Source organism: Massilia psychrophila (genome assembly GCF_002760665.1).
Classification (GTDB): Bacteria; Pseudomonadota; Gammaproteobacteria; order Burkholderiales; family Burkholderiaceae_D; genus JAFCUW01.
Map to the genome: position 1 here is coordinate 1 of NZ_PDOB01000052.1, position 23,531 is coordinate 23,531.

The 23,531-nt window shown below is 62.9% G+C and carries 21 protein-coding genes and 1 pseudogene; 11 read left to right on the forward strand and 11 right to left on the reverse strand.

What is annotated here, in order from left to right:
• Window positions 1-307 precede the first annotated feature (307 nt).
• Both CR103_RS22905 and CR103_RS23675 read left to right on the forward strand, forming a co-directional pair.
• Entirely contained in the window at window positions 308-484 is a 177-nt protein-coding gene (locus CR103_RS22905; protein ID WP_180279477.1) for a hypothetical protein, read from the forward strand.
• A gap of 31 nt (window positions 485-515) precedes the next feature.
• On the forward strand, window positions 516-965 hold the full coding sequence (locus tag CR103_RS23675; RefSeq protein WP_229443720.1) for an H-NS histone family protein: 450 nt from the start codon (window positions 516-518) through the stop codon (window positions 963-965).
• A gap of 75 nt (window positions 966-1,040) precedes the next feature.
• Here the strand turns inward: CR103_RS23675 and CR103_RS20405 are convergent, their stop codons facing one another.
• Together CR103_RS20405 and CR103_RS20410 are read right to left on the reverse strand one after the other, a co-directional pair.
• Complete coding sequence (locus CR103_RS20405) at window positions 1,041-1,994, reverse strand: MBL fold metallo-hydrolase (protein WP_099917752.1); 954 nt, start codon at window positions 1,992-1,994, stop codon at window positions 1,041-1,043.
• Between the two features lie 83 nt (window positions 1,995-2,077).
• Window positions 2,078-2,488 carry a VOC family protein gene (locus CR103_RS20410; protein WP_099917753.1) on the reverse strand — a complete coding sequence of 137 codons (411 nt, stop codon included), beginning with the start codon at window positions 2,486-2,488 and terminating at the stop codon, window positions 2,078-2,080.
• 213 nt (window positions 2,489-2,701) lie between these two features.
• Between CR103_RS20410 and CR103_RS20415 the strand changes: the two genes are divergently transcribed.
• The gene (locus CR103_RS20415; protein ID WP_099917754.1) at window positions 2,702-3,889 is read left to right on the forward strand and encodes an HPP family protein; all 1,188 of its coding nucleotides are present in this window, start codon (window positions 2,702-2,704) and stop codon (window positions 3,887-3,889) included.
• A 51-nt stretch (window positions 3,890-3,940) separates the two neighbouring features.
• On the opposite strand, the gene CR103_RS20420 is transcribed toward CR103_RS20415, so the two are convergent.
• Both CR103_RS20420 and CR103_RS20425 read right to left on the reverse strand, forming a co-directional pair.
• On the reverse strand, window positions 3,941-5,452 hold the full coding sequence (locus tag CR103_RS20420) for a helicase HerA-like C-terminal domain-containing protein (RefSeq protein ID WP_099917755.1): 1,512 nt from the start codon (window positions 5,450-5,452) through the stop codon (window positions 3,941-3,943).
• Window positions 5,453-5,650: 198 nt separating this feature from the next.
• Window positions 5,651-6,346 carry a UPF0149 family protein gene (locus CR103_RS20425; protein WP_099917756.1) on the reverse strand — a complete coding sequence of 232 codons (696 nt, stop codon included), beginning with the start codon at window positions 6,344-6,346 and terminating at the stop codon, window positions 5,651-5,653.
• A gap of 277 nt (window positions 6,347-6,623) precedes the next feature.
• On the opposite strand from CR103_RS20425, the gene CR103_RS20430 reads away from it, so the two are divergent.
• Both CR103_RS20430 and CR103_RS20435 read left to right on the forward strand, forming a co-directional pair.
• Window positions 6,624-7,634, forward strand: coding sequence for a serine/threonine protein kinase (locus CR103_RS20430; RefSeq protein ID WP_099917757.1), 1,011 nt, complete (start codon window positions 6,624-6,626; stop codon window positions 7,632-7,634).
• Between the two features lie 157 nt (window positions 7,635-7,791).
• Window positions 7,792-10,107 (forward strand): coiled-coil domain-containing protein, encoded by a 2,316-nt coding sequence (locus CR103_RS20435; protein ID WP_099917758.1) that lies wholly within the window; start codon window positions 7,792-7,794, stop codon window positions 10,105-10,107.
• Window positions 10,108-10,150: 43 nt separating this feature from the next.
• Here the strand turns inward: CR103_RS20435 and CR103_RS20440 are convergent, their stop codons facing one another.
• Window positions 10,151-10,522, reverse strand: a complete 372-nt coding sequence (locus CR103_RS20440; protein ID WP_099917759.1) for a DUF8785 domain-containing protein — start codon at window positions 10,520-10,522, stop codon at window positions 10,151-10,153.
• A gap of 235 nt (window positions 10,523-10,757) precedes the next feature.
• Between CR103_RS20440 and CR103_RS20445 the strand changes: the two genes are divergently transcribed.
• The 4 genes from CR103_RS20445 to CR103_RS22910 all read left to right on the forward strand — a co-directional run bounded on the left by CR103_RS20445 (window position 10,758) and on the right by CR103_RS22910 (window position 16,376).
• On the forward strand, window positions 10,758-11,192 hold the full coding sequence (locus CR103_RS20445) for a divergent PAP2 family protein (protein ID WP_099917760.1): 435 nt from the start codon (window positions 10,758-10,760) through the stop codon (window positions 11,190-11,192).
• Window positions 11,193-11,402: 210 nt separating this feature from the next.
• Window positions 11,403-12,542 (forward strand): efflux RND transporter periplasmic adaptor subunit, encoded by a 1,140-nt coding sequence (locus CR103_RS20450; RefSeq protein WP_099917761.1) that lies wholly within the window; start codon window positions 11,403-11,405, stop codon window positions 12,540-12,542.
• A gap of 1 nt (window position 12,543) precedes the next feature.
• The gene (locus CR103_RS20455) at window positions 12,544-15,777 is read left to right on the forward strand and encodes an efflux RND transporter permease subunit (RefSeq protein WP_099917762.1); all 3,234 of its coding nucleotides are present in this window, start codon (window positions 12,544-12,546) and stop codon (window positions 15,775-15,777) included.
• A 140-nt stretch (window positions 15,778-15,917) separates the two neighbouring features.
• The gene (locus CR103_RS22910) at window positions 15,918-16,376 is read left to right on the forward strand and encodes a hypothetical protein (RefSeq protein WP_180279478.1); all 459 of its coding nucleotides are present in this window, start codon (window positions 15,918-15,920) and stop codon (window positions 16,374-16,376) included.
• 458 nt (window positions 16,377-16,834) lie between these two features.
• On the opposite strand, the gene CR103_RS20465 is transcribed toward CR103_RS22910, so the two are convergent.
• The 3 genes from CR103_RS20465 to CR103_RS20475 form a co-directional block, all read right to left on the reverse strand.
• Window positions 16,835-17,782, reverse strand: a complete 948-nt coding sequence (locus CR103_RS20465; RefSeq protein ID WP_099917763.1) for an NAD(P)H-hydrate dehydratase — start codon at window positions 17,780-17,782, stop codon at window positions 16,835-16,837.
• Between the two features lie 13 nt (window positions 17,783-17,795).
• Complete coding sequence (locus CR103_RS20470; RefSeq protein WP_099917764.1) at window positions 17,796-18,584, reverse strand: histidine phosphatase family protein; 789 nt, start codon at window positions 18,582-18,584, stop codon at window positions 17,796-17,798.
• Window positions 18,585-18,674: 90 nt separating this feature from the next.
• A complete protein-coding gene (locus CR103_RS20475; RefSeq protein ID WP_099917765.1) occupies window positions 18,675-20,075 on the reverse strand; it encodes an L-cystine transporter in 1,401 nt (466 codons plus the stop codon).
• A gap of 424 nt (window positions 20,076-20,499) precedes the next feature.
• Here CR103_RS20475 and cysS point away from each other — a divergent pair, with 424 nt between their 5' ends.
• Window positions 20,500-21,873: a cysteine--tRNA ligase gene (gene cysS / locus CR103_RS20480; protein ID WP_099917768.1), complete on the forward strand. Its 1,374-nt coding sequence runs from the start codon at window positions 20,500-20,502 to the stop codon at window positions 21,871-21,873.
• A gap of 432 nt (window positions 21,874-22,305) precedes the next feature.
• Here the strand turns inward: cysS and CR103_RS20485 are convergent, their stop codons facing one another.
• From CR103_RS20485 to CR103_RS23680, 3 genes and pseudogenes are all read right to left on the reverse strand, one after another.
• Window positions 22,306-22,677: a hypothetical protein gene (locus tag CR103_RS20485; protein ID WP_229443724.1), complete on the reverse strand. Its 372-nt coding sequence runs from the start codon at window positions 22,675-22,677 to the stop codon at window positions 22,306-22,308.
• A gap of 37 nt (window positions 22,678-22,714) precedes the next feature.
• Window positions 22,715-23,179, reverse strand: coding sequence for a penicillin-insensitive murein endopeptidase (locus CR103_RS20490; protein WP_099917767.1), 465 nt, complete (start codon window positions 23,177-23,179; stop codon window positions 22,715-22,717).
• A 14-nt stretch (window positions 23,180-23,193) separates the two neighbouring features.
• Window positions 23,194-23,298, reverse strand: a pseudogene (locus tag CR103_RS23680) (Hcp family type VI secretion system effector); the annotation flags it as partial.
• A gap of 72 nt (window positions 23,299-23,370) precedes the next feature.
• Here CR103_RS23680 and CR103_RS23685 point away from each other — a divergent pair.
• On the forward strand, window positions 23,371-23,531 hold a 161-nt coding region (locus CR103_RS23685), incomplete at its 3' end, for a DUF6444 domain-containing protein (protein WP_229443726.1).

Here is a 23,531-nt window from a genome sequence, read left to right on the forward strand (position 1 = left end):
CCCGCCCGCATTGCCAACTGTGGCCGGCATTAACATGCCAAAACCGGCACCGGAAAGCGGGGGAAATACAGAGAATTAGACACTAAACTCATCAATTTTATTGTCTCAAAGTGATTGACACATTCCGGACTCGCGCCAGGCCGGTCCTTTGACTCGCTGACGACGCTCTGTTTCGCCCGATCCGGCCTGCCGCGCGATACTGACCGCAAGTGATGTCTTGAGTGGACGGTGTTTGGCCAGTGTGTTGTGGCGAACAACCGAATTTTTGTTTCGCGGGTTATCCTGTGTTTTTACCGAGGAGCAAATCATGACCAAGCACACCCCCGACGCCCGCGAACAGCAACAGCACCGGGAAGCCCGGAAAGACCAGGAAGAGGTCGGCCGCAACCGGCAAAACGCCGAGGAGGAGGAAGTCGCCGGTCGCCACGACAACGATGGCGTAAAGGATCACCAGGGCGCCGACAAGGGGCCGCGCGGCCAATAGTGCTGTCGGCAGGGTTGTCAACAAGCACTGCGTGAAAACAAAAAAAGCCGGCGGGGCGACCCAGTCGGCTTTTTTGCTGGGCAAAGGAGTATCGGGATGCGCTATGCGCAGGCAGGCCTGGCAAAAACGTGCTTTCCTAAAAAGCGATGGCGGACGTACAGCAGTACGCCTGATCACCCGACCTTTGAAAGGAAGCTTCATCATGGCGACAACAGACCTGTCCAATTACAACCTCGGCGAACTCAAGGGACTGCACTTTGAACTCGACAAAGAGATCAAAATCCGCCAACGACAGGACGTAAAAAAGGCCCGCGAACAAATTCTGGCGATCGCCCGGAATTCAGGGGTGTCGGTAGAGGATTTGCTCGGGAAAACCGGCGCAAAGCGAAAGCCTGAGAGCGGCGCAAAAGTGCAGCCGCGGTTCCACAACCGGGCTGACAACGCGCAGACCTGGACTGGCCGCGGTCGCCAGCCCAAGTAGATGGCCGAGGGCTTAGCCAACGGCAAGACGCTGGAAGAGTTCAGGAGCTGACGCCTACGCGCAGCGTTGCTGCCGTCAGCGCATCTGGGTGTAATTTACCGGAATGAATTCGTAGCCCTTGCTGTCCTTTCGGATGTGGCCGATGCCGGGGAACTGGAGGTGGACGGCGCCGACCAGGTAACGCCCGCGGGCAGCGGCATCGAACGCCTGCTTGCGCTCGGCGGCGGCGCTTTTCTGGTTGCTGTCGAAACTCATGGTCGCTTCGGGGTGGTCGAATTGGACGGCGCTGACGTGTACCAGGTCGCCGATCAGCACCAGTTTTTGCCCGCGGCTTTCGACGATATAGGTGGCGTGGCCGGGCGTGTGGCCCTTGCCGGAGAGGCTGCTGATACCTGGCACCAATTCGACATTGCCTTCGAAGGCCTTGAACTTGCCGGCGCTGACGTAGGGATTAAGCGACAGCATCGCGCCCTTGAAGGCGTCGGCCATGGCCGGGGTCTTGTCCATGTTGGCCTGGCTGAGCCAGTAATCGGACTCCTGTTTTTGTGCCCGCACGACGGCGTTCGGAAACACCGGCTTGCCGTTGGCGGCCAGGCCACCGACGTGGTCGGCGTGCATGTGCGTGAGGTAAATTTCATCGATCTGCTCGGGCTGGTAGCCGGCCGCCTTCAGGTTGGCGACAAACTTGCCCAAGGTCGGGCCGAACAGGCCGGCGGCGCCGGCGTCGACCAGCACCAGCTTGCTGCCGGTGTTGATCACGAAGGCGTTGACTGACGTTTCGAGCGGGGCTTTGAGGAAGGACCTGGTCAGCGCGGCGTTGAGCACGGCCGGTTTGATACCCTGGAGCAGCTTGTCGACCGGTAGATCGACGGTGCCGTCGTTGACGGCGGTGACTTCGAAGTCGCCCAGCATCATGCGGAAATAGCCGGTCGCCGGGGTTTTGGCCATCGGCGCGGCGCCGAACGCAGGCGCGGCCAGCAGGGCGCAAGCGCAGGCGGCGAGGACAGCTTTCTTCAAGTTCACGGTCATTTTTTTCCTTTGAAGTCACAGCGGTCGGTCGAACACATGCGCGCCGCACCCACGGGCGCGGCGAACGTGTTGTGCATCGTACATCATTCGCCCAAAGCTTGCCCGTTCGGCGCGTGGCAGCAAATGCACAATTTGTTGCCGTCCGGGTCGCGGAAATAAGCGCCGTAATAATCCGGATGGTAGTGTGGGCGTGGTCCGGGCGGTCCTTCGCAAGCGCCGCCATGGGCCAGCGCGAGCGCGTGGGCCTGGTCGACGAGCGCGCGGCTGGGCGCCAGCAAGGCCGTCATCTGGCCGTTGCCGGCCTGGGCCGGATGGCCGTCGAAAGGTTGTGCGATGATGAACAAGGGGCGTGCCGCGTCGGCGCCAACCCAGCCGGCCCAGCCTTTGCCGCTGTCGCTGAACTTCGGCCGCAGGCCAATCGATGACGTCAAAGGTGCGTAGAAACGGAAGGCACGCTCGAAGTCGGTAATGCCGATAAAAATATGGGAAAGCATAAGGTACAGGTCCGCGCCGGCTGCATGGAATGTGAAGGAAGAAAGACGTCATTCGTCAATGTCCCCGGTTAGTATTTCAGGAAGTGATAACGAGTGTGCCATATTTGGGCGCGGCTGCCAGTTTTTCGCCCTTTTCCGGTGCATTTTTGGGCGAATATGTTTTAATTGTGGCTTTATCGAGTGTTATGTTAATCAAATAAAGGGTGTGCAAGCATGGCCGTGTCGCACTTGGAATGGCTTGACAAATTTTTACCGAAGCCAAATACCGCCAGCCGGCGCGAGCAACTGCGCGCCGGCGTCGGCGCCATCGTCGGCCTGATGCTGACTGCTTTCCTCAGTTATTTTTTCTTGAACGGCGTGAGCGGCATGGCTTTCCTGGTGGCGCCGATGGGCGCCTCGTCGGTGCTGCTGTTCGGTGTGCCGGCGAGCCCGCTGGCCCAGCCGTGGTCGGTGTTTGGCGGTAACGTGGTGTCGGCAATCGTCGGCGTCACCTGCGCCAGGCTGATCGACAACCCGATGCTGGCCGCGCCGCTGGCCGGCGGCTTCGCCATCGTCGGCATGTTCCTGATGCGCTGCCTGCATCCGCCCGGCGGCGCGGTGGCGCTCACCGCGGTGCTGGCCGGTCCCGCGGTGCACGCGGCCGGCTACGAATTCGCCTTCGTCCAGGTCGGCCTGAACACGGCGCTGATGGTGATCGCCGCGCTGGTCTACAACAACCTGACGGGCCGGCGCTATCCGCACACCCAGCAGTCGGGCATGCAGCCGATACACGACACGCACGACCCGGTGCCGACCGAGCGCGTCGGCTTTACCCGAAGCGACCTCGACGCCGTGCTGAGAGAATACGGCCAGGTGCTCGACGTCAGCCGCGATGACCTGGAAAACATCATCGTGGCGACCGAAATGAAAGCGCATGAACGGCGCTTCGGCATCATCACCTGCGGCGACATCATGTCGAAGGACGTCATCACCGTCGATTTTTCGACCGAGCTGAAACAGGCGTGGCATTTGCTGCGCCATCACGACCTGCACGCCTTGCCGGTGCTAAACAAGGCACGCCGTGTGATCGGCATCGTTACCCAGAGCGACTTCCTCAAGCACAGCGACCTCGACGAATACATCTCGTTCGCCGAGCGCTTGCGCCGCTTCCTGATGAGCAGTCCTGATACCCACTCGGAAAAGCCGGAAGTGGTCGGCCAGATCATGGTGCCGAACGTGCTCGCCGCCAGGGAGCGCACGCCGATCGTCGAGCTGGTGCCGATGATGTCGAACGCCGGCCTGCACTATATCCCGATCGTCGACGACGACAACCGCTTCGTCGGCATGGTCAGCCAGTCCGACCTGCTGGCCTCGTTGTATGAAGGCCGGCTGGCCCAGCTTGCCGCGCTGACGCCGGCGTGAAGCAGGTGATCAATCAGCCCCAAGTTCGATTCTCGGAACACGCAGTTTCGCCTACTTTTTCAAGATCGACCCGAGCACGCCGCGAATGATGGCGCTGCCGACCTGGGAGCCGATGCTGCGCGCGGCCGACTTCATCATCGACTGCACGGCCGAATCGCGCCGGCCGCTGCCGCCGAACAGGCCACCGAGCATTCCGCCCGATCCGCCCGCGCCCGCGCTCCCGGCAGGCGAGGCCGCCGGCACAGGCGTGCGGGCCGCGCTGGAAATTCTCGCGCTGATGATTTCATGCGCCGATTCGCGCTCGACCGTGTCTTCGTAAACCCCGGCCACCAGCGAGGCGGCGATGATCGCTTGCCGTTCGGCGGCGTCCAGCGGGCCGATGCGCGACGCCGGCGGCAGGATGAAGCAGCGTTCGACGATGTTGGGACGGCCTTTTTCGTCCAGAAAAGAAACCAGCGCTTCGCCCAGGCCAAGCTCGGTGATCACCTGGGCGGTATCGAGGTCCGGGTTGGGGCGGAAGGTGTCGGCCGCCGCCTTGACCGCCTTCTGGTCGCGCGGCGTGTAGGCGCGCAGCGCGTGCTGGACCCGGTTGCCGAGCTGGCCGAGTACGGTGTCGGGAATGTCGAGCGGGTTCTGGGTGACGAAGAACACGCCGACGCCCTTGGAGCGGATCAGCCGCACCACCTGTTCGATCTTTTCCAGCAGCGCCTTTGGCGCGTCGTTGAACAGCAGGTGCGCCTCGTCAAAAAAGTACACCAGCTTGGGCTGCTCTATATCGCCCACTTCCGGCAGGTGCTCGAACAATTCGGACAGCATCCACAGCAGGAACACCGCATACAGGCGCGGCGAATTCATCAGCTTGTCGGCGGCCAGGATGTTGACCACGCCGCGCCCTTGCGCATCGGTCTGCAGCAAGTCGTCGATATTGAGCATCGGCTCGCCGAAGAAAAGGTCGCCGCCTTGCTCCTCGATGCCGATCAGGCCGCGCTGGATGGCACCGATGCTGGCCGCCGAGATGTTGCCGTAGCTGGTGCGGTAGTCGGCGGCGTTGTCGCCGACCTCGCGCAGCATCGCGCGCAGGTCCTTGGTGTCGAGCAGCAGCCAGCCATTGTCGTCGGCGATCCGGAACACCAGTTGCAGCACCCCTTCCTGGGTATCGTTCAGGTTCAGCATGCGCGCCAGCAGCAACGGTCCAAGGTCGGAAATCGTCGCCCGCACCGGGTGACCCTGTTCGCCGAACACGTCCCAGAAAGTGACTGGGCAGGCGGCCCATGCGGGGGCCTCTACGCCGAGCATCTTGAGGCGTTCATCGATCCGGGGAGAGGGGGCGCCGGCGTGCGCCAGGCCGGACAAATCGCCCTTGACGTCGGCCATGAAAACCGGCACGCCGATGTTCGACAGCGCCTGGGCGATCACTTGCAAGGTGACGGTCTTGCCGGTACCGGTGGCGCCGGTGATGCAGCCGTGGCGGTTGGCCAGGTTCGACAGCAGGCCGAGCACATGTGCGGCGTGCGGCTGCGGCGTGACGCTGGTGACGCTGGTGACGCTGATGGCGACGGGCATTAGCTTGGACATGGTTGCGGCTCCTGGACGAGGGTGCGGCGAACGAGGGTGATGCGGCTGACCGAATGTAACTCAACTTGCGTGAAACTTCAAAGCGAAGCTGAAAGTGAAGCTGCAACGCGAAGCGCCAAACGCGCGCCGGCCGCTCGAAAGCGGCCGGCCGGTCTTGCCAAGCAGACTAAAAGGGCTATCCCGGCATTACTCCGCCTGGTCGGCGCCGCAGCACTTCTTGAATTTTTTACCGCTGCCGCAAGGGCAATCGTCGTTGCGCCCGACCTTCGGCTCGTCGCGCTTGACGGTTTGCACCGCCGATTTGCGCAGCGGCAGCCAGAACTTGTAGATTGCCGGCAGGTTCGCCTCGATCTCGAGCGCCAGCTTGTGGCCCTTGACCGGATCGTCCACTTCCTTCAGTTCTTCTTCCTCGATTTCGTCGGCGCCGAGCAGGTAGATCGGGCGCATCAGCGGCGCCAGATTCGATTCCCACACCGGATTCCACGACCCCGGACGCAGCTCCATGCCTTCCCAGAAGCCCCAGCACCACGCTTCGGCGTCGATCAGCGTCTCTTCGCCATGCTCGTGCTCGCAGAACAGCGGCTCGAATTCCTTCGGCGCCACTTCGAACGTGACGGCCACTTCGTTCATGAAGCGCATGATCAGTTCAAAAACGCGTTCGCTTTCCTTCGGGTTCTTCCACTTCGGCTCGCTGCCGGCATCCTCGCCCCATACTTTCGGCAGCCACTCGGTCGGCATGATGGTTTCCGGACCGATCGCGATCGCGGTCAGGAAACCGTGCAGGGTATCCATCGTCATGGCGTCGTCGGAACTGCGGTCGGACAGCAGGAACTGGTCGAGTTCGTTGAATTCTTTTTCCGACAGGGGCTGGTCGTATTGCATGGCTTGCTCTTTTCTCGTAGTGAAGCCGATAGTTTAACGCCTGCGCGCCCGACCACCGGGTTCGCCGCAAAATTTAAATGGGGTCAGACCCGTTTTTTGTTAAAATTTAAATGGGGTCAGACCCGTTTTTTGTCGGGCCGGCGCGTGATACGGCGACGAATATTTTCCCCACCGCGCTTGATCCGTTCGCGCTGCAGCCGGTGCTGGCCCTCGATCCAGCTACTCGATTTAAAAGGGGTCTGACCCGTTTTTTGTTGGGCCGACTTACAATAGGGCGATGAATATTCTTCCCCCTGGCTCGGACGAGCCCGCCCAGCATCCTTTTTCCGCTCTCGATCCCGGCTGCGTGCTCGATGCCCTCGATTCGGTCGGCCTGCATGGCGACGGCCGCCTGCTGGCGCTCAACAGCTATGAGAACCGGGTCTACCAGGTCGGTCGCGAGGAGGGCGCGCCGGTGGTCGTCAAGTTCTACCGGCCGGATCGCTGGAGCGACGCCGCCATCCTCGAGGATCACGCTTTTGTGGCCGAACTGGTCGAGCGCGAGATCCCGGTGGTGGCCGCATTGACGCTCGGCGGACGCACGCTCAACGCATTCGCCGGCTTCAAGTTCGCCGTCTTCCCCAGCCGCGGCGGGCGCGCGCCCGAACTGGGCGACCCGAAAACGCTCGAGTGGATCGGCCGCTTCATCGGTCGCATTCACGCGGTCGGCGCGCTGGCCGCTTTCGAACACCGGCCGGCGTTGACGATTGCCTCGTTCGGCCGCGAACCGCGGGCGTATTTGCTGGCGAATGGTTTTATTCCAGGCGAGCTGCTGGCGGCGTGGACCAGCGTGATCGACCAGGCGCTTGACGGGGTGGCGCGCTGCTTCGAGCGGGCCGGGCGCCAGCCAGTGCTGCGGCTGCACGGCGATTGCCACGCCGGCAACGTGCTGTGGACCGGCGACGGTCCCCATTTTGTCGATTTCGACGACAGCCGCATGGGGCCGGCGGTGCAGGACCTGTGGATGCTGATGTCGGGCGAGCGGCCCGAAATGGTGCGGCAGATGGCCGATATCCTGGCCGGCTACGAGGATTTCGCCGATTTCGACCCGCGCCAGCTTTACCTGGTCGAGGCGCTGCGCACCTTGCGCCTGATTCACTATTCGGCCTGGCTGGCGATGCGCTGGGATGATCCGGCCTTTCCCGCCGCGTTTCCCTGGTTTAATACTCAACGTTACTGGCAAGACAGGATTCTCGAATTGCGCGAGCAAATCGCGTTGATGGACGAGCCGCCGCTGTGGCCGGCGTAGTGAGGTAAATCAGGTAGGCAAGCCGCCCGTAAAGCGAGCCAAAGCGGTGAAATGAAACGGTTTTCCGCGTCTGTTCGAACCTCGGCCGGCGCCGTGGTTGCTTGATAATCGCAGGTAGGCTTTCCGACTCGGAAAAGCGACCTCAGCGAGAACGACCATGCAAACAGCGCAGGCTCCCCACGACGACGCCACCCTCTACATTGAACTGCCGGCAGCAGCAGGCAAGGTCCAGGTGTCGGCGCCGGCCAGCCAGGGCCGCGCCAAGGCGGAAATGCGCGCCATCCACGAAGCCATCGCGCGCGTCGAAGCCGAAGCGAAAGCGTCGTGCGCCGCCGAAAGCCGCGCCCATGCCGAAGCGCGCGCGCGCAGCCTGGCCGAGGAACGCGCCGCGATGGATACCGCCGCCGCCGCCGCCGCGCTGCAAAACGCCCAAGCCTCGGAAGACGCCATCGAAGCGAACCGCGACCGCCTCGAAACGCTGCGCGCCGCGGCCCAGGCCAGCATGGAGCGCCTGGCGGCGGTGCGCCAGGAGACCGCCGAGCTGCGCGCCCGGGTCGAAGCCGACACCCGCACCAAGCTGGCCGCCGAATCGCGCGCCAGATCGGAAGAAGAGGCACGCCGCCGCGCCGCCGAGCAGATCGTCGCCGAAGCCGAAATGGCCGAACGCGCCGCGCGCGCCGTCGAAGACCTCGAAGTGCATACCGAGCAGGCGCGCCTGCAGGCGGTCGAACGCGTCGCCGCCGTGCACGCGGCGAAAGAAGAAGTGCTGCACAGCGCCAGCGCCGACGCCCGGGTCGCGACGCTGGCGCGCGAACGCGAGCGCCAAGCCAGGGGGGCGCGCCAGACCGCCGAGCTGCTGGCCGAAGCCGAAGCCGAAGCGCTCGAACTGACGGTACAGCGCGAAAAAGCCGATCAGCTAGCGCTGGCGTCGGCGTTTGCCCGCGCGGTGGCCGAAGCGCGCGCGCTGGAGGAAGCGCGCGCGCTGGCCCACATCGAACAGGAGCGCGAAGCGATCGCCATCGCCCAGGCCGAGTCGGACCGAGTCGCGGCCAAGTCGATCCACCTGAGCCTGCAAACGGAAAAAGAATTGCGCGACGCCGCCATCCACCGCGAGCGCATCGAACAGATGGCCGCCGCCAGCGCCGAAGCGCGGCGCGCCGCCGAAGGACGCATCATGGCCGCCACCGAGGCGCGCATCGAAGTCGACCGCAAGCTGCGCGAAGTGGCGCTGGCGCGCGCGCTGGCCGAAGAACAGGCGGCCCTGAAAGGGCAGGCCAAAATCGAAGCCGAGGCGAGCGCCACGGAACAAGCGCACCAGCGCGCCAGCGCCGACCAGGCCGCCGCCGCCGCCGCCGTTCTCGAAGCGCAAGAACAGCAGCGCGCCCGTGCGCTGGCCGACGAGCGCGCGGCGCTGGCGTTGGCGGCGACCAAGCTGGCCGCCCTCGAAAACGCCGCCGTCCAGGCCGAGCTGGACGCGCAGGCCGAGCAGGTCCGCTTGCAGCGCGACGGCTGTGAACTGGCCGAGGCCAAGGCCTGCGAAGCACAGCGCGCGGCCGGACGCGTGGCAGAACAACTGGCACAACTGGCGCAGGCCGAACAGGCCCGCGCGGCGGCCGAACAGCAGGCCCTGGCAGCGCTGCAGGACAAGCTGGCGGCCGAACTGGCACTGTCCGCCGCCTGCACCGCGCGCACTAAAACCCAGCACGAGCAGGCCGCGCTGCTGCATCGCCAAGCTGATGCCGAGCATCGCGCCGAACAGTCGCAGCTGGCCGAATTCGATGCCACCCGCGTCCTCGCCGAGCAGGCTGAACTGCAAGCCGCCGAACGGGCGGCCAGCGCCGCCGCTGTTGCCGCGCAATTGCGGGCGGCGGCCGAACTGGTCGACGTGCAAGCCGTGCGCGCCCGCCTCGAACAGCAGAAGCTGGCGCTGGCAGGCGAGGCGCTGGCCCTGGAGCGCGCCGCCGCCGGTGCCGAAACGGCCGCGTTGGCACTGGCCGCCCAATTGGTCGAAGCGCAACGCGAATCTTCCGCAGCAGGACAGCAGGAAAATGCGGCGCTGGCATCGCGCCTTGCCTCCGAGCGCGCCGCCGTGCTCGCGTGCGAGGCGCGGCTGTGCGCCGAACGTGAAAAGGCCGAGCTAGCTCACCAGCTCGAACTGGCCGAGGAAGCGGCGGCCCAGGCGATGACGGACAAGCTCAACGCCCAGCGCCTGCTGCTCGACAGCGCCCAGGCCCACGCCGCGATGCAGCGCAAGGTGGCGTTGACCACGCAGGCGATGGCCGACGCCAAGGCGCAGTTGCTGGAACTGGAAACCGGCCGCCACGCTGCCGACCGCCGCGCGCTGGCCGCCACCGCCGAAGCGGTGGCCCAGCGCTCGGCCGAGGCCAAGCAGCGCGCGGCGTCGGAATCGATCACCCGCGAAGTCATCGGCCGCCTGCTGACGCAGCCATCGTCGGCACCCTCGAAGCTGTAATTTTGGAATAGTTCAGCAGCAGCGGTTCACAGTCCCATGCCGGTTACTGCTGGATCGCCACTTTCTCGACGAAATACTCGGTCTCGCCGAAACAGGCGCTCGGCACGCCCTTGTGCTGGGCGTAGCTGAGGGTGACGCGCTTGCCCATTGCCGCCATCAACTGGCGGGCGACGCCATCGTCGCGCACCGAGAAGGTGAAGCGCTCGGGGATTGCGCCTGGCATGCTCGAGAGCAGGATTTCGCCTTCCCACGTCTTGCATATCCAGCCCTTGCGGGAAAATTTCTGCAAGAAGCCAGCGCGTTCGCCGTCCGAGTACGATATGTGCAGCGAAGCGTAGGTATAGGCGGCGAGGATGGCGATGACGGCGACGACAATCGACAGCAGGGTAAAGGTCATGCGTTTTGGCATGGTCATGGCAGATCTCGTGGTTGGCGGAATGGGCGCTCATTCTGCCATGAACACACGAATAATCAAATGATTACGAACGGCGGCGTTAAAGCTGCACATCGCTTACGCCAGCTTGTGTCGCAGTAGTGCGGCGTTTGACACCACTCGGGCCGGTGCAGGCGCATCGGAGGTCGCGGCCGCTTCGGGCTTCTGCGATAATTCCGTATTGCATTGTTGCATATAAATACAACCTGGAAAACCGATGGACTTCACTTATCTCGTCACCCCCGTACTCACCTGGCTGGTGGTCGGCCCGATCAAATTTTTGATCACCAGCGTGCGCCAGCGCCGCCTGGCGTTCGACCTGGTTGGCAACGGCGGCTTTCCAAGCAACCACAGCGCGGTGGTGACCAGCATGGCGACCCTGATCGCCTTACGTGAGGGCATCAACGACCCGGCGTTCGGCGTGGCGGTGACCCTGGCCTTCGTCATCATGATCGACGCCAACAGCCTGCGCCAGCACGTCGGGCGCCAGGCCGCCGCCATCAACCGGCTCACCAGCGCCGGCCCCGGCATGGGTTCGAATATAAAGCCGCTGCGCGAACGGATGGGACACACCCTGGCGGAAATCGGTGGCGGCATCGGCACCGGCATCGCGGTCGCGTTCGCCATCAATTATTTGTCCAGACAATTCTGACGCCCAACCAGCCCCGTGCTGTCCGCTGCCGAGCGCCTGAAAAAGCAGTTCATCGCGCCCCAGTGCATTTCAGGCATCGAAACCGGCAGTGTGCAGCCCGCCGGTTGACCGGGTTGTACCGCTCAAGGATACTGTCCGCTGGCTGTTTTGCTCGCCCAGGCTTACCAGTTTAAAACAAGTTCAAAAATAAATTTTTTTGGAGAGATGACAATGCTGCGCAAAACCATGCTCGTCCTCGCGGTCGCCTCGGCGCTCGTTGCCTGCAACAAGGATTCGAAGAATTCGAAAGACGAGAAGGCCAAGCCGGTCCAGCTGCAGATTGCCGCCGAAGACTTGTTGACGGTGCAAAGCAACGCGCTTGCCTCCGGCCCGGTGATCACCGGCTCGATCCAGCCCGAGCGCCGTGCCGACCTGCGCGCCGAAGTGTCGGCCGTGGTGCTGCAAGTATTGAAAGAGAACGGCGAAGTGGTCAAGCGCGGCGACGTACTGGTCAAACTCGACGAAACCGCAATTCGCGACAGCCTGGGTTCGGCCGAAGCGTCGGCCCAGGCGTCGTCGCAGGCGCTGGTGCAGGCCGAGCGCCAGCTCGAGCGGCTCAAAACGTTGCGCGCGTCCGGCATGACGTCGTTGCAGGCGCTCGACGACGCCGAGGTGCGCCGCAACAGCGCCCAGAGCGAAGCGGCGGCGGCCCGCACCCGCGCCGTGCTGGCGCGCCAGCAATTGCAGCGCACGCTGGTGCGCGCGCCATTCGACGGCGTCGTCAGCGACCGCAAGGTGTCGGCCGGCGACACCGCCGCCATCGGCAAGGAATTGCTGAAGGTGATAGACCCGACCAGCATGCGCTTCGAAGGGCGCGTCTCGGCCGACAAGATCAGCGCGGTGAAGATCGGCCAGCCGGTCAGCTTCCGCATCAACGGCTATGGCGGCCAGGAATTCCGCGGCGTCGTCAGGCGCATCGATCCATCGGCCAACGACGTCACGCGCCAGGTCGAGGTGCTGGTCGGCTTCGCCAATGGGGTCCAGCCGCGCGTGTCCGGCCTGTACGGCGAAGGCCGGATTGAAGCCGACAGCGTCGCCGCGCTGATGCTGCCGGAAGTGGCGCTGGTGCGCGCCGGCGACAAGGCCTTTACCTGGCGCATCAAAGGCAACACGCTCAGCAAGGTAGACCTGGTGATCGGCGCGCGCGACGCCCGTACCGGCAATTACGAGGTGCGCCAGGGCCTCGCCGCCGGCGACACGGTAATGCGCAGCCCGAGCTCCAGCTTCAAGGACGGCCAGAAGGTCGAGCTGAGCGCCGCCAGGGTCGCCAGCGCCGCTACGCCTGCCGTCACCGCCGTGCAGGGGAAATAACATGTTTCTTTCCAATTTCAGTATCCGCCGGCCGGTCGCCACGATCGTGCTGATCGTGGCGATCATGGCACTGGGCCTGATGGCCCTGAGCAAATTGCGTGTCAACCAGGAGCCCGACGTTGAGGCGCCGATGCTGTTCGTCAGCATTCCATATCCGGGCGCCTCGCCCGACACGGTCGAGCGCGAGATTATCAACCGCATCGAAAAGCCGCTGCGGGCCATCGCCGGCATGGAAAAGGTGGAAAGCGTCATGAACGAGGGCAGCGCCTTCGTCCAGCTCGAATTCGGCTTCAAGAAGAACTTGATCGAGGCGTCCGACGAAGTGCGCAACGTGATCGGCAGCGTGCGCTACAAGCTGCCGCTCGAAATGCGCGAACCGATCATCACGCGCTGGGACACGTCGGCGCAGCCGATCATGAACCTGGCGCTGTCGTCGACTTCGCTGACCCACGCCGAACTGTCGCGCCTGGCGGAAGACACGCTGGCCGACCGCTTTCGCGCCATCGACGGCGTGTCCAACGTCAGCGTCGGCGGAGCCCTGCGGCGCGAGCTATCGGTGCTGCTGCGTGCCGGCAAGCTGCGTGAGTACAACGTCTCGGTGGGCGACGTGGTCAACGCGCTGCGCACCCAGAACACCAATGCGCCGGTAGGCAAGGTGCGCGGCACGCTCGACGAGAAAAGCATCCGGCTGGTCGGGCGCATCGAAACGCCCGAGGAATTCGAGCAGATCGTCGTCAAGCGCCGTGGCGAGGAAGTCGTCCGGCTGGCCCAGGTCGCCCAGATCAAGGACGATTTTGCCGAAATCAACAGCTTCTCGATCCGCAGCGGCAAGCCGAACGTCAGTATCCAGGTCGCGCGCGCGCGCGACGCCTCCACCGTGTCGGTGGCCAAGTCGGTGCGCGAGATCGTCAAGGAGATCGAGAAGGAACTGCCGGCCGGCACCAAGCTCGAAGTGACCCGCGACGGCGGTAAAAATGCCCAGAACAGCCTGAACAACGTAATCGAGTCGCTGGTGCTGGGCGCCGTGCTGACGATCTTCGTGGTGTACGCCTTCCTCAACTCGTGGCGCTCGACCCTGATCACGGCGCTGTCGCTGCCCACTTCGGTGATCGCCGCCTTCATCGCGGTCTGGTTGTGCGGCTTTACGCTCAATTTCATGACCCTGCTCGGCCTGTCGCTGGCGATCGGGGTACTGATCGATGATGCGATCGTGGTGCGCGAAAATATCGTACGCCACATGCAGCGCGGTTCGGACCGCCGCACCGCCGCTCTGGAAGGCACCGCCGAAATCGGCATGGCGGTTGCCGCCACCACGTTCTCGATCATCGCCGTGTTCATTCCGGTAGCGTTCATGCCGGGCATGTCGGGCGAGTGGTTCCGTCCGTTCGCACTGACGGTCACCTGCTCGGTGCTGGTCAGCCTGGGCATTTCGTTTACGCTCGACCCGATGCTGTCGGCCTACTGGGGCGACCCGGAGGACCATCACACGGCGCCGAAGAAAGGCCTGTCCAGGCAACTGGGCCGCTTCAACGACTGGTTCGACCACCAGGCAGGACGCTACGGCAACGTGATCGCCTGGGCGTTGCACCACCGCGTCTGGATGGCGCTCATCGCCGGCGCTTCGCTGGTGGCGGCGATCGCGCTGCAGGCGACGGTGGGCGGCTTCGGCTTCATGCCGGCCTCGGACTCGGGCATGCTGATGATCGACGTACGCACGCCGTCCTCGTCCTCGATCGAATACGCGCGCCTGAAAATGGAAAAGGTCGCCGAAATCGCCCGGTCGATGCCGGAAACCAAGGACACCAACAGCAACATCAATGCCAGCGGCGGGCGGGTCTACATCGATATCGACAAGCGCCATACGCGCAAGCGCAGCGCCAAGGAATTCGCGGTCGAACTGCGCGAGAAGATACGGCCGCTGGTCGGCGCCGAATACGTGGTCATCGACGACCTGAACGGCGGAGCGCGCAAGCCGGTCCAGATCGACTTTACCGGCCCCGATTCGCGCAAGTTGCTGGAAATCACCAATGCCTACATGGACAAGCTGCGCCAGGTGCCTGGCGCGGTCGACGTTGGCCTGTCGGAGCAGGATCCGAAGAACGAGTTGCAAATTGAACTCGATCGCGGGCTGGCCAATTCGATGGGCATTTCCGTCAACGACGCGGCGCAGGCGCTGCGGGTGGCGTTTGCCGGCGTCGAAGCAGGCGACTGGGTCGATCCGACCGGCGAGACGCGCGACGTGGCGGTGCGCCTGCATCCGGACGACCGGGTCAGCGCCGAGAACATCGAGCGTCTGCCGATCGCGGTGACCGGCACTACCCAGATGGTGCCGCTCGACCAGATCGCCACCATCACGATGGGCAAGGGCCCGTCCCGCATCCAGCACACCGATGGCATGCGGACCATCTCGGTGTCGGCCAACGCGCAGGGACGCTCGAGCGGCGAAGTCACCAGTGACGCCATGAAGCTGGCGAAGTCCTTCGACTACCCACCGGGCTACGGCCTGAAACTGGGCGGCGCGGGCAAGAACCAGCAGGAACTGTTCACTGAAATGACGATCTCGCTGCTGTCGGGCATCGGTTTGATGTACCTGATCCTGGTGATGCAGTTCGGCTCGTTCACGGCGCCGCTGGCGGTCATGATGTCGCTGCCGCTGTCGCTGATCGGGGTCGTGGTCGCGCTGTTGGTCACGGGAAGCACCATCAATTTGATGAGCCTGATCGGCATCATCATGCTGATGGGCCTGGTTGCGAAAAATGCGATCCTGCTGCTCGACGCGGCGCGCAAGCGCGAGGCCGAAGGGTTCGGGCGCGAGGATGCGCTGATGGAGGCCGGCCGTATGCGGCTGCGCCCGATCCTGATGACCACTTTCGCGCTTATCGCCGGCATGTTCCCGGTCGCGCTGGGGCTGGGCGAGGGCGGCGAGTTCTACCGTCCGCTGGCGATTGCGATCATCGGCGGCACCATCACCTCGACCATCCTTACCTTGCTAGTGGTGCCGACCTTCTACGACAGCATCGAGATCGCGCGCGACCGCATGGTGGTCAAGTTCGGCCGCCGCGCCAGGCGCATGAATCCACTGCTGGCCTTTTTGATGACGTTCGTCGAAGCCATCCTGACCTTGCTGCTGGTTCGCCTGGTGTTCCGCACCATTGCATGGGCGGTGCGCACGCTGACTGGCCGGGGCAGCAAGACGGTCGCGCCTGGCGTCGTGCTCGACAAGGTATCGACATAGGGGTGCCAGCCTGACAGGCTGGCAAGCTGGCAAGCCCGGCGCAGAAGGGCCCGCGTGAAGCGGGCCTTTTTTTCTGGTCAGCAAAAGTACGTCGACCAGGTTCTGCGCCGGAGTATTAACCGCCGCTTCGTGGCGTCGTCGTGCCGCTGCCGCTTGGCGAGGCCGGCGTCGTGCTCGGAGTGGTCGGCGCCGTTGTGGTGTCACCCGGCGAGGTACCGCTGCCGCTCGTGCCGCTGCCACTGGTACCACTGGTGCCGCTGGTACCGCTAGTGCCGGTGCCGCTGGTGCCGGTTGCGCCTGTACCGCTAGTCGTGCCTGAACCCATCGAGTCGGAGCCGGTTGTCGATCCGCTGGTGCCGGTACCGCTGGTGCCGCTGGTGCCATTGGTGCCGCTGGTGCCGGTGCCGCTGGTGCCGCTGGTGCCGGTGCCGCTGGTGCCGCTGGTACCGGACGAGCTGCTTGGCATGGTGCTGGTGTCGCCGCTTGCTCCCGATGGTGTCGCTGTGGTATCGGTCTTCTTGCAGGCACCGAGCATGGCGGCCATGACGGCGGCGGTCAGGATGATTTTCGATGCGCTTGAAATAGCTTTCATTGTGTAACTCCTCGTTCACGTCTATCTTGTGCCGCCGGCGCCTGCCGTATTGGGAACAGGCGAGCAGCAGCGCCAGGTCAGCCCCGCATTGAGCCTGATTGTTTCCCGGGAAGGGAAAAACCCGGAAACCAACGCAGCGAGACACGCGGCCCCGTTCAGTGCATGAAATCGACTGTAAAAATTAGACTTGGAACATTCCGCCCGGTTCGACAAATTCTCGATTTGTTGGCAAATTCGGCCAGAATGATGGTGTCCTTTGATATATCTCAATTGAATCAAGCTAAATCACGGGGGGACGCACAAACTAAATTTTTTTATAGAGTTCCTGAAGTGCGCCGCAAAGCTTGTGGTAGTCGCTCGCCACCCGAGATCGATGCCACGGAGCGGGGACGACGATGAAGCACGGGATATTGCCGGCTGCCGCCGTGCAAGCGCGCCGACAATCCAGTCAGCATAAAAGCCAGTTCATGGCCGCGCGAAGCGCTCCATCAATGCCGGCACTTCGCCGGGCAGTTCGCGCGCGAGGTAACCGAGGACGCCGAAGCGCTCGGCCAGCAGTTCGCCGGCGCGCGCGTGCAGCGCCACGCCCCAGCAAGCTGCCTGCGTGAGGCTGGCGCCGCGGGCGGCGAGGCCGGCGACGATGCCGGCCAGGGTGTCGCCGGAGCCGGAGATGGCCAGCCCGACGTTGCCGCCTTGATGCTGCCAGCGTGCGCCGTCGGGCGCGTTGATCAGGGTGCGCGACCCTTTCAGGGCGACCACCGCGTTCCAGCGCTGCGCCGCGCGCATGGCGTGGCGGTCGGGGTCGGCGGCGATGTCTTCCTTGGAGGCGCCGGTCAGGTGCGCCATTTCGCCGGCATGCGGGGTGACGATCACCGGCACGTTGAAGCGAAAAGCGGCGCCGGCATCGGTATCGACGTTGGCATTCGGCTTGCCGCCGGCGCCCAGCACGACCCGCATCGCGCAGGCGTCGAGCACCACGCTGGTGTTGCTCGCCTCAAGGCGCGGCAGCAATGCCCGCACCAGCACGGCGGTGGCCGCTTCATCCTGCATGCCGGGGCCGATCAGGATGGCGTTGACCTTGTCGGCCAGCGGGTCGAGCTTGCCGATGGCTACTTCGGTGAAGCCGCCTTCATCGGTTTCGGCCAGGCCGATCACGCGCGCCTCGGGCAGCGCCAGTGCCACCAGCTGGGCCACGCTGGCGCCGGTGGCGATGGTGAGCTTGCCGGCGCCGGCGCGCAAGGCGGCGGTGGCGGCCAGGATCGCCGCCCCCGGCATTTCGCGCGAGCCGCCTAGGATCAGCACGTGGCCGCGCTGTTCCTTGTCGGCGTCGGCAGAGGGCATTGGCAGCGGCCAGGCGCGCAGGGCGTAGTCGTCGACGGTGACGCAGTGGTTGGCGGAGGTAGGCGGATTCATGGGGCCGGACCTCCTACGCTTTCGGAGCAGCGGGCACATCTTTTGACGCCGTCACGGCAGCGCCGGCAGCTTCGAGGGGAGCGACAAAATTGACCAGGTCGAGGGCGAGCTTGCCGCGCTTGCCCTGGCGCGGATCGAAACGGTACGAGGTAACCGAGCAGTTCGGCACGTCGCTGCCGCGGTCGTAGGCAAGGATGGTTGCTTCGTCGAGCCGCTCCAATAAATAGCGGAAACAGTTGACGGTAACCTGGTGGCCGACGATCAGCACGCGCTCGCGCGCATATTCGCGGGTAATGGTGTCGAGCACGCTGCGCAGGCGCAGGATGACGTCGCACCAGCTTTCGCCGCCGGGCGGGCGGAAATAAAACTTGCCGACGTGCTGGCGCTGTTCGTACAAGCCGGGATAGCGCTGCGAGATGCCATGGGTGGTGAGGCGGTCGAGGATGCCGAATTCTTTTTCGCGCAGTCGCTCATCAACCCGGCTGACGACCTGGCTGTCGGCCTCGCTGCCAACCGGACTGTAGGGATCGATGGCCTGCCTGACGATGCGCGCTGTTTCGGCCGCGCGCAGGTAGGGCGAATGCAGCACCACGTTTGGCCGGGATCGTTCCGGCATGGCGGCGAACCAGCCGGCCAGCGCTTTCGATTGTTGCAAACCCAGGTCGGACAAGGGCACGTCGATGTCGCGCTCGGCAATGTCGATCATCAGCCCCTTGGCCGCTTCCGCAGCGTCGCGCGCGACGTTGCCGGCGCTTTGGCCGTGCCGTACCAGCCAAATTTCTTGAGGCCACTTTTGGTCCATCGTTCACCCGCCATGCACGCTGCACGATCGTCATGATAGACGGATTCGGCGCCCGTTTAGCGCACGATATGGAGAGCCTAGCGCGGACGGTCAGGCCACCAGCTGCTCGCTGTCCAGCTCGACCTCTTCGGCACGATCAAATACCGCCATGTCGGTCTGGCCCAGCATCCGGCTGGCGAAGGTGCCGGCGGTGATTGAGCCGCTGACATTGAGGGCGGTGCGGCCCATGTCGATCAGCGGCTCGATCGAGATCAACAGGCCCGCCAGCGCCACCGGCAGGTTCATCGCCGACAGTACGATCAGCGCGGCAAAGGTGGCGCCGCCGCCGACGCCGGCCACGCCGACCGAACCGATCGTGATAATCGCCAGCAGCGGCAGGATGAACGCGGTGGTGAACGGATCGATGCCGACGGTCGGCGCGATCATCACCGCCAGCATCGCCGGGTAGATGCCGGCGCAGCCGTTCTGGCCGATGGTGGCGCCAAACGAGGCGGCGAAATTGGCGATGCCTTCGGGCGTGCCAAGGCGGCCGGTCTGGGTCTGCACGCTCATCGGGATGGCGCCGGCGCTGCTGCGCGAAGTGAAGGCGAACGCCAGCACCGGGAAGATTTTCTTGACGTAGCGACGCGGATTGAGGCCGGTCGCGGCGATGATCGCCAGGTGCACGCAAAACATGAGCGCCAGCGCGCTGTACGAGGCGCCGACAAAGCCGATCAATTTCAAAATGTCGGTGATGCTCGACTCCGACACCACTTGCGTCATCAGTGCGAACACGCCGAACGGCGTCAGGCGCAGCACCAGGGTCACCATCCGCATCACGATCACGTGGGCGACCTTGATGAAGTGGTTGAAGGAGGCGAACAGGTCCGGCTTCTTGTCGGCGATGCCAGTGGCGGCGACGCCGACGAAAATCGAAAACAGCACCACCGCGATGGTCGACGTCTTGCGCGCGCCGGTCATGTCGAGAAAGGGATTGGCGGGAATGAAGCTGAGGATCATGGTTGGCAGCGAGATCGCCTGGGCATCCGGCAGCTTGCCTTGCAGGTACTGGCCGCGCGCAAGTTCGGCCGCGCTCGAGGTCAGGCCGACCGCGGAGAGGTCGAACAGCTTCGCCATGGCGATGCCGATCAAGGCGGCAATCATGGTGGTGACCATCAGGACGCCGATCGTCAGCACGCTGATTTTGCCGAGCGATGCGGCGTCCCGTAGTTTCAAGATGGCGGCGATGATCGACACCATGATCAGCGGCATGATGATCATCTGCAGCAGCTTGACATAGCCGCTACCGACGATGGCAAGGTAGGCGCTGGTGGTGGCCACGGTCGGCGAAGCGGCGCCGTACAGCGCCTGGAAGGCGGCGCCGAGCAGCACGCCGATCGCCATGCCGGCGAACACCCGCCTGGTGAACGACACGTGAAGGACCTGCATGCGGAACAACGCGAAGCAGACGGCAAGGGCCACGGCCAGGTTGAGGATCAGGGGAATGTTCATGGTCTTCCTTGGAGTCGGCGGCGGCGCTTGCGCTCATGCGGAGCGGCAACGAATTCAATGCATTTTATAGATATTCGTGCCCCGTTGCAGCGGGAGCGGTGATGCGCGGTGATCAGCGGCCGTCAGTGACCGTCAGTGACCGTTATTGACCGTCAGTGACCATCATCGGCCAGCTTATTGCGCGAAGCCCCTGTGCCTAAGTCGGCGGTCTCTGCTTGACGATCGCCTCGGCCTGTGTGATATTCATCGCCATGACATTCAACGCTTCCTCGCCAACCGTTATCACCGCCATTGTGCTGTGTTGTGATGCCGCGCTTGGGGAAAGCGTCGCATAGCGATCGTGTTTTAAATTTCCTCAAGGGCCACAGCGTTGAACCAGCTGTGGCCCTTTTTGTTTCAAGTTGCAATTCATCCGGAAAGCAGCATGGCACTTCACTTGTATGACACTTACACCCGCAGCCTGCGCGAACTGCACGCAATCGAGCCGGGCCGAATCGGTTTGTATGCGTGCGGCCCGACAGTCTATGATTACGCGCATATCGGCAATCTGCGCAACTACCTGTTTGTCGACCTGTTGCGGCGCACGCTGGAATACAGTGGATTGCAGGTCAAGCATGTGATGAACATTACCGATGTCGGCCACTTGACCTCCGACCAGGATACCGGCGACGACAAGATGGAGAAGGGCAGCCTGCGCACAGGAAAATCTGCCTGGGAGATCGCCAGCGAATACACCCAGGCTTTCAAGCAAGATCTCGCCCTGCTGAATATTCAAGAGCCCGCCACATGGTGCCGCGCCACCGATCATATTGCCGGGCAAATCGAATTCATTGCCGACCTCGAGCGGATGGGCTACACCTATCGCACTGGCGACGGCGTCTATTTCGACACATCCCGGCAGGCCGGCTACGGCTACCTGGCGCGACTGGACCGTGCCGGCTTGCAGTCAGGCAAACGGGTCGACATCGGCGAAAAAAAGCAGGCAACCGATTTTGCGTTATGGAAGTTCAGCGGCACCGTTGGTGTGCGCCAGATGGAGTGGGAAAGTCCTTGGGGCGTCGGTTTTCCCGGCTGGCACATCGAATGCTCGGCGATGTCGGCCCGGCATTTGGGCGAATATTTCGATATTCATTGCGGCGGCGAAGATCACGTGCCGGTACATCACAGTAACGAAATAGCCCAATCCGAAGCCCGATACGGAACGCGGGCAGCCAATTTCTGGCTGCATGGCGCTTTCCTCAAAAGCGCCGGAGGCAAGATGTCGAAATCGGGCGGCGCCTTCGTGCGCCTGCAAACGCTGGTTGACCGCGGTATCGATCCATTGGCTTACCGTTATCTTTGCCTCACCACGCACTATCGCAGTCAATTGAATTTCTCTGACGATGCGCTTACCAGTGCGGCGAATGGATTTGATCGCATGAGCGTGCTGGTGCACCGGCTGGGCGCGCCGCTTGAGCCGGATGACGGCTATCTCGCCCGGTTTCAAGTCGAACTCAATAACGACCTGAACTTCCCGCGGGCACTCGCACTGGCGTGGGAATTGCTGAAAAGCGATCTGCCTGACGGCGTCAAAAAGGCGACGGTATTGAATTTTGACGAAACGTTCGGCCTGCGACTGGCTTTTTGGCAGCCTGCCGTTGTCAGCATTTCGCCAGCGTTGACCGAATTGATGGCGCAGCGCGAGCGGGCCAGGAATGAACGACGCTGGCTGGACGCCGATCGCCTACGCAGACAAGCGAGGGAACTTGGCTACGAACTGGACGATACGCCCCAGGGCCAGCAAACACGCAGGATATAAATCGCTGCATATTTGCTCCGGCTCCGGCTCCGGCTCGTGCGACAGCGGAGAGCGGCCAGACAGCAAAAAGCCCACGAACGTAAATTCGTGGGCTTGATACTTATTCGTGGTAGGCCGTGCGGGATTCCAACCTGCGACCAACCGATTAAAAGTGCCTGGATCGGCCTCTATGCGGTGCAGTTCCTTGGTGCTACCGAATCCATGCCGTGGAAACTTCCTTGCTGTGCCTAATTTATTGCCAAAGGTCTCGATTTTATTCAGTTCGACCAGACCATGACGGCGATGGACTGTGCTTGCCCTTGATGTATCTGGCTCCGACCATAGAGCGACCAGACGCCGTCTTCGATCCTGCTGGTGGCGTCTCGAGTGCCAGTGAGCAAGAAAGAGTTGGGTAATGTGCGCGCTGACAATTTGCACACCTTGCATGCCAGCCTAACAGATCGAACCGGAAATGCTCTTTCCGGTTCGCAAGTTAAGTCCGAAATGGCAGGTGTATGGGGCGGATGGATGGTCCTTGTCGTAGGTGCAATCCAAGTCTCCTTTTTGGCGGACACGCAGGCCTGACAATGTACCGCACGCGTCCTTCTGGTCAGGGCCGATCGACTCGAACATTTCCTTTGCGAGCGGGCCTTCCACCATGAACGAGACTTTGCGATCTGCCTTGGTCGGAGCCTGCTGTTCGCCCAAGTCGCCTGAGTAAACGAGGTACTCGCCATTGAATGGCTTATATGAGCCATCCCAGGGTTTTTTTGTGTCAGCGTAGGCCAGCGAAAAAAGCAAAGTTGTTGCGACGATGAGTGCCAAGTGTCTTCTCATTTTTCCCTCTACATGGCGGTGTTGACTAAGCGATCTCGAAGTGAAAGTGATTGTCGTGTTTGTCGCGGTGCCTCACCCCAGGAATTCGATTATCGTTAAAGTAGATCCTCATTTTCCCCGGGGCAAAATTCTGAAAAATATTGATCAGTTTCTCGGTGGCGATGCTGTCATAGTCTGAATCAAAATAACGCACGCTTTGATGGCGGCCATCTTTCCGGACGGGGCGCACATCCACTTCCAGTCCTTTCATATGAGAGCTGTGATCCTTGTGTTTGACGCCGTCGGCCAGGCTCATGTTTCCGATCCCAAATTGGCGGTTATCGATCAACTGCCATTCCCGTTCTACGAATAGTATTATGGTTATTAGTCGTGGATCTGCATACTGACTAGCGCCGTTCTCCGGCGTGCCGTACACGTAATATCCCGCGCCCTCGGGCGCTTGCGGAAGCATGAAATAGCCGCGCGAATCTTGGGGTTGGACTTCGAGCATGATGTCTTCCCGCGCTACGCGACTTTGTTGGCTGGCAAATCCCAGCCGCCTGCTGTATTACCGCCCGCTCCGCCACCAATTTTCTGCTGGGTGTACTTCCATTTCACCTTCGAAAATTGTGACTGTTCAGTGTGAGGCGTACCGTGCGAAAAAGGTTGTAAACAATATAGATGCGGTCCATCATGCTGGTCATGAAGAAAAAGCCGTCCCCGCCTGATTTGACCGACCTCACCCGTGGTGAGCTTGAAGTCATTATCGTGACGTTGTGGGGCCGCCTGGTGGCACTGGAAACGAAGGTCGACAAGAATTCGAGCAATTCCAGCAAGCCACCTTCTTCCGACGGACTCGTCAA

Excerpts from the sequence above, each read along its gene's own strand:
- CR103_RS20455 (WP_099917762.1), top strand. The coding sequence starts at position 12,544 with ATGTTTCTTTCCAATTTCAGTATCCGCCGGCCGGTCGCCACGATCGTG.
- CR103_RS20430 (WP_099917757.1), top strand. The coding sequence starts at position 6,624 with ATGAATATTCTTCCCCCTGGCTCGGACGAGCCCGCCCAGCATCCTTTT.
- CR103_RS20440 (WP_099917759.1), bottom strand. The coding sequence starts at position 10,522 with ATGACCATGCCAAAACGCATGACCTTTACCCTGCTGTCGATTGTCGTC.
- CR103_RS20470 (WP_099917764.1), bottom strand. The coding sequence starts at position 18,584 with ATGGACCAAAAGTGGCCTCAAGAAATTTGGCTGGTACGGCACGGCCAA.
- CR103_RS20425 (WP_099917756.1), bottom strand. The coding sequence starts at position 6,346 with ATGCAATACGACCAGCCCCTGTCGGAAAAAGAATTCAACGAACTCGAC.
- CR103_RS22905 (WP_180279477.1), top strand. The coding sequence starts at position 308 with ATGACCAAGCACACCCCCGACGCCCGCGAACAGCAACAGCACCGGGAA.
- CR103_RS20435 (WP_099917758.1), top strand. The coding sequence starts at position 7,792 with ATGCAAACAGCGCAGGCTCCCCACGACGACGCCACCCTCTACATTGAA.
- CR103_RS20420 (WP_099917755.1), bottom strand. The coding sequence starts at position 5,452 with ATGCCCGTCGCCATCAGCGTCACCAGCGTCACCAGCGTCACGCCGCAG.
- CR103_RS20450 (WP_099917761.1), top strand. The coding sequence starts at position 11,403 with ATGCTGCGCAAAACCATGCTCGTCCTCGCGGTCGCCTCGGCGCTCGTT.
- CR103_RS20475 (WP_099917765.1), bottom strand. The coding sequence starts at position 20,075 with ATGAACATTCCCCTGATCCTCAACCTGGCCGTGGCCCTTGCCGTCTGC.
- CR103_RS20410 (WP_099917753.1), bottom strand. The coding sequence starts at position 2,488 with ATGCTTTCCCATATTTTTATCGGCATTACCGACTTCGAGCGTGCCTTC.
- CR103_RS20445 (WP_099917760.1), top strand. The coding sequence starts at position 10,758 with ATGGACTTCACTTATCTCGTCACCCCCGTACTCACCTGGCTGGTGGTC.
- CR103_RS20465 (WP_099917763.1), bottom strand. The coding sequence starts at position 17,782 with ATGAATCCGCCTACCTCCGCCAACCACTGCGTCACCGTCGACGACTAC.
- CR103_RS20405 (WP_099917752.1), bottom strand. The coding sequence starts at position 1,994 with ATGACCGTGAACTTGAAGAAAGCTGTCCTCGCCGCCTGCGCTTGCGCC.
- CR103_RS20415 (WP_099917754.1), top strand. The coding sequence starts at position 2,702 with ATGGCCGTGTCGCACTTGGAATGGCTTGACAAATTTTTACCGAAGCCA.
- cysS (WP_099917768.1), top strand. The coding sequence starts at position 20,500 with ATGGCACTTCACTTGTATGACACTTACACCCGCAGCCTGCGCGAACTG.
- CR103_RS20490 (WP_099917767.1), bottom strand. The coding sequence starts at position 23,179 with ATGCTCGAAGTCCAACCCCAAGATTCGCGCGGCTATTTCATGCTTCCG.